The following is a 7,183-nucleotide window of genomic DNA, read 5'->3' on the forward strand; positions in this document are numbered from 1 at the left end:
CCCGAGCCTCAAGGTCTCCGAAGAGGCCCGAGCCTCAGGGCCGCGGCCCCAGCCGCAGCACGGCGGCGGTCTCGGGCGGCAGTCTCAGCATGCCGCCCGGGCCCGGGAGCTCGATCCGCCGCCAGGCCGCGACCACCTCGGTGACCTCGTCGGTCCGGGGCCCGAGCCAGGTCTCGACCGGCCGGTCGCCCGGATTGAGCAGAACCCGCAGCGGGCCGCGCTGAAAGCTGAAGCAGCCGTCCGAACCGGTGGACAGACCCGTATACGCCCAGGTGGGGTCGGTCAGGGCCGGTTCGGCGCGGCGCAGCGCGATCAGCCGGCGGTACCAGTCGAGCAGCGCCCGGTGCGGCTCCCGCTCCGGCTCCCGCCAGTCGAGGCAGGACCGCAGCCGGGTGGCCGGGTCCTGGGGGTCGGGGATGTCCCCCTCCGCCCAGCCGTGGGCGGCGAACTCACCGAGGCGGCCGGACCGCACCGCCTCGGCCAGCTCCGGATCCTGGTGGTCGGTGAAGTACTGCCAGGGCGTGCGGGCGCCCCACTCCTCGCCCATGAAGAGCATGGGGGTGAAGGGCGCGCACAGCACCACGGCCGCCGCGCAGGCCAGCAGCCCGGGGGAGAGCCGGGCGGCGAGCCGGTCGCCGACCGCCCGGTTGCCGACCTGGTCATGCGTCTGGGCATAGCCGAGCAGCCGGTGCGCGGGGGTGGTGTGCGGGGTCAGCGGAGTGCCGTGGCGGCGGCCCCGGAACGTCGAATGGGTGCCGTCGTGGAAGAAGCCGCCCATCAGCGTCTTGACCAGCGCCCCGGGCCCCTCGGCGGCGAAGTCGGCGTAGTAGCCCTGCCGCTCACCGGTGAGAAAGGTGTGCAGGGCGTGATGGAAGTCGTCGTTCCACTGCGCGTGCAGCCCATGGCCGCCCGCCTCGCGCGGGGTGGTGGTGCGCGGATCGTTGAGATCCGACTCGCCGATCAGGAACAGCGGGCGGCCGGTGCGGGCGGCCAGCGCGTCCACGGCGGCCGACAGCTCGGCCAGGAAGTGCCGGGCCCGGTTGTCGCGCAGCGCGTGCACCGCGTCCAGCCGCAGCCCGTCCAGGCGGAAGTCGCGCAGCCAGGCGAGCGCGCTGCCGGTGAAATACGCGCGCACCTCGTCGGAGCCGGGCGCGTCGAGGTTGACCGCCGCGCCCCAGGGGGTGTGGTGGGTGTCGGTGAAGTACGGGCCGAAGGCCGGGAGGTGGTTGCCGGCGGGGCCCAGATGGTTGTGGACCACGTCCAGGACCACCCCGAGGCCGTGCCCGTGCGCGGCGTCCACGAACCGCGCCAGCCCCTCCGGCCCGCCGTACGGCTCGTGCACCGCCCAGGGCGCCACGCCGTCGTACCCCCAGCCATGGGTCCCGGGGAACGGGCAGACGGGCATCAGCTCCACATGCGTGACGCCCAACTCGGCCAGGTGCGGCAGCCGTTCGGCCGCCGCCTCGAAGGTGCCCTCATGGGTGAAGGTGCCGATGTGCAGCTCGTAGAGGACCGCGCCCGGCAGCGGCCGCCCGAACCACTCCCGCTCCCAGCGGAAACGGGAGTGGTCGACCACCGCGCTCAGCCCCTCGGGGCCGTCCGGCTGGCGGCGGGAGCGCGGATCGGGGAGCGGCGGGCCGTCGTCCAGCGCGAAGCCGTACCGCGACCCGTGTCCGGCCTCGGCCTCGGCCCGCCACCACCCCGCGCGGCCCGGGTCGGGCTCCATGGGGCGGACATGCCCGTCCACATGGAGCCCGACCCGCCCGGCGTGCGGCGCCCACACCTCGAACAGCACTGGCCTCTCCTCGCCTCGACCGACGGTCCCCGACCATGCTGCGGGACGCGGCGCCGGCGGCGCAGCAGGGCGGCACCGGTCAGATGAGGTCGATGCGCTCCTGGGTGACGGGATACCCCGCCCTGGCGAAGTGCGCGGCCATGGGGAGGTTGGGCTGGTCCGTCGCCGCCGCGATCTTGGTGGCGCCCTGCTCCACCAGATCGTGGGTGCACTCCACGAGCAGGTCGTACGCGTAGCCGTGGCCGCGCTGCTCGGCGACGACCCCTATATAGCCCACGCAGGGGCCACCCGGATTACGCGAGGGCACCTGGATGCCGACCAGCTCCCCTTCGGGCGTCCAGGCCAGCCGCCACCACTCCCGCGGCGAGGGAAACCAGGAGAGGATGTCCATGAGCTCCCGCACCGCGGCATCGACACCTCCTCGTTCGATGGCGTGCCGGTCGTGCGCGTCGAGCGTGTCCGGCATGATGCGGCGCAGCGCGTCCTCGATCGCCGCATCATCGGGCTCCGGCCGGAACTCCAGCCGCCCCGGGCGCTCGGGCAGTCCGCACTCCGGCGTCCACTCATAGCGGTAGCGCTCGACCAGGGGGGCCAGCCCGCTCGCCACGGCGGCGTCGATACGGGCCTGGGCGGCGGCCCGCACCTCGGGCTGTTCGCGCCAGCCGGGCGGGGCCAGCAGGCTGTACTCGGTGTGCAGCGGTGCGGTGCGCAGCAGTTCGGCGGCGGCGTCGGCCTCGCCGTCGGCGAAGTCGAACCAGTCCAGGGCGATGGGCGCGGTGTCCTCGGGGCCGCCCCACCACGCGGCGCGGGCCACGACCCGCCCCTCGCGCAGCGCCACCCAGGTCCACTCGGGGCGGTATTCGCCGCCCTGGCCGACGGTGGCGTAGGTGTGGCCGAGGAAGCCCCGGCCGACGAGCGGGGGGACGCGCAGGGTGTGGAACAGATGAGCGTCGTCCTCGGTGAGAGGACGGATGACCAGATCGGTCATGGGGTTCCTTCCAGGAAAGTGATGCGCTCCCGGTCGGATGCCTGATCGATGGGATCAGACGCGAATACGCCCGGCGGACAGGGGGCGGGAGCGCGGATACATGGTGATGTCCATTGCTCTCGCCTCCTTCCTCGTGTCAGGGCGTGCCCGCACTCTATGGCCGCCGATGTCGCTGTGTCCACGCCTTTTTGGGGAGGGGGCCGGTCTGCCGCCCACGAGGGGGAAGGGGCGGCAGACCGGCATGGGATGAGGTGCACCTGACAGATCGATGAGCGGGTCGGAGCACCTGCGTGGACTGGTGTGAGAGGCAGACTAGTGCACCATGCAGATCGGCGCGGCCGCCGTGTCCGGAGAGCCGCCACCGGCCGTATAGCCGAAGGTCGTCGACGCCCCGGCGGCCAGTGAACCGTTCCAGTCGGCGTTGGTGACCGATGCCGAGGAACCGGTGGCCGACAGCTTGCCGTTCCAGACGCTGTCGATCCGCTGCCCGGACGGCACCGTCCAGTCGACCATCCATGAGGAGATGGGCGTGGCACCGGAGTTGGTGACCGTCACCTCGGCCTGATAGCCGCCGTTCCAGGTGCCGGTCACCTTCTGGGCCGCGGAGCAGGAGGCCGTCGGCGGATTGCCCGGCGGGTCGGTGGGGTCGCTGCCCCCGCCACTGCCGCCGGGGACCGTCACCTCGCCGTTGCCGCCGTCGAAGACCACGTCGGAGCAACTGTAGAAGGTCTCCTGACTGTCCGAGCGTGTCCACACGGTGTAGATGATGTGGCGCCCGCTTTTGCCGGAGGGCGGATTGGCCGTCCAGGTGTACTTGCCGTCGACCGTGCCGACCTGACCGGACAGCGGCGGGTCCGTCACCGTGTTGAACGGCTGGTCCTCCAGGTCGTTCCAGGTGAGCGGCTTGGTCGGGTCGATCGGGGCCTTGGTGACATAGCTGCGGAACGACCCCGGATGCGCGGCCCAGGCGTTGTACGAGAACTGCATCGACTTGCCGGCCGTCAGATGGGTCACCGGCCAGTCCTTGCTGCCCACGTCGAACCCGGAGAAGTCATAGACGGTGGCCGCGCCGCCGCACAGCTTGCCGTCCGGGATGAATCCCTTGGTGCGGCCCGCGCCGTCCGAGCGGAGCACCGCGAACCAGTTGTAGAAGGGCGTCGCACCGCCTTGTCGTACGCGGCCTTGCACGCCGGATTGGTCGGCTTGACCTCACCGGTCGAGGACAGGCTGTACTTCCAGCAGAGGTAGGTGCGGCTGCCCGGCGCCATCGGCGCGCCATGCGCGGAAGCGCCGCCCGAGGAGAAGAAGACGAGGCCCAGGGCGGGCAGGACCGAGAGCAGGACCAGAGTTACGGACCTGCGCGCACGGGAGGGGCCCGGTGGGCGTGCGGAAGTGGCGAGAGCCAGTAATCGTCGAGGCATTGCGCGTCTTTCCCTTCGACGTGAACGGGTCAGGAACCGTCGGTGTGGGAGCGCTCCCAATTGCTTGGTGAACGTAGCGCGCCCCCGTCCACCTGTAAATGCTTCAGGACGTGGACGCGGCAGGTTTCTGGCGGGCCGTCAGGAGGGGGCGGCGGAAGTGGCGAGAGCCAGTAATCGTCGAGGCATTGCGCGTCTTTCCCTTCGACGTGAACGGGTCAGGAACCGTCGGTGTGGGAGCGCTCCCAATTGCTTGGTGAACGTAGCGCGCCCCCGTCCACCTGTAAATGCTTCAGGACGTGGACGCGGCAGGTTTCTGGCGGGCCGTCAGGAGGGGGCGGCGGCCCGCTGCGCCCCGGCGCCCCTGCGCCCCAGGGGACCGTCAGCTCCGGACCAGCACCGGGGACCGTCAGCTCCGGACCAGCAGCGCCACCGGGAGCCCGGACAGCAGCTCGTCCAGCGGCGCGGACCCCTCGGCCGTCCGCCCGCTCAGCAGATCCCGCCAGCGGCCCGGCGGCAGCGGCAGCCGGGTGGCGCCCCAGCCGCCCGCCTCCGCCAGCCGCCGCGACAGCCGGGTGACGACGGTGACGGCGCCGCCGTGTGTGCCGTCCGTGACGTCCGTGCTGTCCGTGACGTCCGTGCTGTCCGTGACGTCCGTGCCGTCCGTCCGTAAGAAGGCCACGCAGTGCTCGGCGGACGGACCGGAGGCGAGCAGCGGCGTATACGTACTCCCGGGGCCGAACCACCCCGGATGCTCCCGGCGCAGGTTCAGTGCTGCCCGGGTGAGCAGCAGCTTTTCGGCCGACGGGCCGTCCGTCGGCTCGCCGCCCAGCGCGGGCGGGCGGCGGTTGTCCGGGTCGACCAGGGCCGTATAGAGGTGTTCGGTGCCCATATAGAGGTCCGGGACGCCCGGCATGGTGAGGTGCAGCAGCGCGGCGCCGAGCGTGTTGGCCCGTGCCGGTCCGTCGAGTTCGGCGCCGATCGCGGCCCACACCGAGGGGTCGGCCGCGCACGGCCCGGCCTCCAGGAAGGCGGTCACTTCCTCCTCGTACGCCGCGTTCTGCTCCGTCCAGGTCGTCCGCAGCCCCGCCTCGCGCACCCCCTTGAGCACGGCGGGGACCAGCCGTGCGGCCTCCCCGTGGCCCAGCGCGAGCGCGGTCTGCCAGGCCGTCCAGGCGAGCTGGGGATCGGGGGCGGCGGCCGAGCGGGCCGGCTCCGCCACCATCCGCCCCCACCAGCCCGGGCATTCGGTGAGCGCCGCGAGCCGGGCCCGGGCGTCCACGCTGCGCTTGGTGTCATGCGTGGACAGCACCGTGCCGGTGGCGGGCCAGTCCCTTGAGCGCCGGGCGGCGAAGGCGTGGAACTCCTCGGGGGCCACGGCCGGCCGCCCCGGATCGCCGCCCACCTCGGCGGCCGACAGCAGCGGGGTGTAGCGGTAGAAGGCGGTGTCCTCCACCGACTTGGCGCGCAGCGCGGCCGCCGTCTGGGCGAAGCGGGCGCAGAAGTCGCGGTGGTCCGGGCCGTCCCCGAGCCTGCCCAGCGCCGCGTCCCGTACCACCCGCACCACCCGGGCCTCCTGCTCCACCGTGAACGCCTCCCGGGCGTCCGCCGCCGCCGAGCCCAGCATCACCGCGTCGGCGTCCGTCGCGGGCGGGTCGCCCACGCAGGCGTACGGACGGTAGACGGGCAGCCGCACCAGCAGCTCGCGGATCGCGGTGCGCAGCGCCCAGGGCGCGTGGTCGCGCAGCCGGGGGTCGGCCGCGCAGATACGGGAGGCGATGCGCGTCAGCCGTGCCACCTCGGCGGCCAGTTCATGGGTGACCACCTCGCGGGCGGCGCGGCGGACGGTCGCGGGCCAGTCGCCGCCGAGGTCGGCCGGGGGAGCGGTGAAGTCGCGATAGAGGGCGGTCAGCTTCGCCAGCCCGTCCGGGTCGACGAAGAGCCCGTCGATGTGGTGCAGCGCGTCATAGCCGGTGGTCCCGGCCACCGGCCAGGTCGCGGGGAGCCGCTCGTCCCGGCCGAGGATCTTCTCGACCACCGTCCACCGTCCGCCCCCGCCCTCCGACGCGGTCCACCGTCCGCCCCCGCCCGCCCCGTCCCTCGTCTCGCCCGTCGCCGCCCGCACCGCCCGGTCCAGCCGCCGCAGATAGCCCTCCGGATCGGCGAGCCCGTCCGGATGGTCGATCCGCAGCCCGTCCACGACCCCGTCCCGCATCAGCTCCAGCAGGGTGGCATGGGTGGCGTCGAAGATCTCGGGATCCTCCACCCGCACCGCGATCAGCTCGGAGATGGTGAAGAAGCGCCGGTAGTTCAGCTCGGTGCGGGCCAGCCGCCACCAGCCGAGCCGGTACCACTGGGCGTCCAGCAGCTCGGCGAGCGGCAGCCCCTCGGTGCCGGGCCGCAGGGGGAAGGCGTGGTCGTAGTAGCGCAGCACCCCGTCCTCGATCCGCAGCCGCTCCCACTCCTCGCCGAGCGGACCGCCGAGCACCGGCAGCAGCACCTTGCCGCCCTGGGCCTGCCAGTCGATGTCGAACCACCGCGCGTACGCCGACTCCGGCCCGTCCCGCAGCACCTCCCACAGTGGGGCGTTGAGCCGCTCGGGGGCGGGGGCGGCCATATGGTTCGGGACGATGTCGACGATCAGCCCGAGGCCGTGCGCCCGCGCCGTACGGGCGAGTGCGCGCAGTCCCTCCGCGCCGCCAAGGTCGGCCCGGACGGTGGAGTGGTCCACCACGTCATAGCCGTGGGTGGAGCCGGGCACCGCCTCCAGCACGGGGGACAGATGCAGATGGGAGACGCCGAGCGAGGCCAGATACGGCACCGCTCGCTCCGCCGCCGCGAACGGGAAGGCGGGCTGGAGCTGGAGGCGATAGGTGGCGGTGGGTGTGCCGGGGTCAGCCGTCATCGGGGTTCTCTTTCGTGGATACCCCCGGCTTCAGTCGGGGGAGGAAACGAAGCTCCTGCGGAGCAGGGCAGGGAAAG

At 73.0% G+C, this 7,183-nt stretch carries 5 protein-coding genes; all 5 read right to left on the reverse strand.

From position 1 onward, the window contains the following. Nucleotides 1–34: 34 nt before the first annotated feature. Entirely contained in the window at nt 35–1,795 is a 1,761-nt protein-coding gene (gene treZ / locus KN815_RS36870; protein WP_216346203.1) for a malto-oligosyltrehalose trehalohydrolase, read from the reverse strand. 79 nt (nt 1,796–1,874) lie between these two features. Beyond that, nucleotides 1,875–2,783, reverse strand: coding sequence for a GNAT family N-acetyltransferase (locus tag KN815_RS36875; RefSeq protein ID WP_216346204.1), 909 nt, complete (start codon nt 2,781–2,783; stop codon nt 1,875–1,877). A gap of 312 nt (nt 2,784–3,095) precedes the next feature. After that, nucleotides 3,096–3,770, reverse strand: coding sequence for a lytic polysaccharide monooxygenase (locus tag KN815_RS52400; RefSeq protein WP_372458581.1), 675 nt, complete (start codon nt 3,768–3,770; stop codon nt 3,096–3,098). 23 nt (nt 3,771–3,793) lie between these two features. Then, nucleotides 3,794–4,204 carry a lytic polysaccharide monooxygenase gene (locus tag KN815_RS52405; protein ID WP_372458580.1) on the reverse strand — a complete coding sequence of 137 codons (411 nt, stop codon included), beginning with the start codon at nt 4,202–4,204 and terminating at the stop codon, nt 3,794–3,796. 406 nt (nt 4,205–4,610) lie between these two features. After that, nucleotides 4,611–7,106 (reverse strand): malto-oligosyltrehalose synthase, encoded by a 2,496-nt coding sequence (gene treY, locus KN815_RS36885; protein ID WP_216346205.1) that lies wholly within the window; start codon nt 7,104–7,106, stop codon nt 4,611–4,613. Between the last annotated feature and the right edge of the window lie 77 nt (nt 7,107–7,183).

The organism is Streptomyces niphimycinicus (assembly GCF_018883605.1).
Lineage (GTDB): Bacteria > Actinomycetota > Actinomycetes > Streptomycetales > Streptomycetaceae > Streptomyces > Streptomyces niphimycinicus.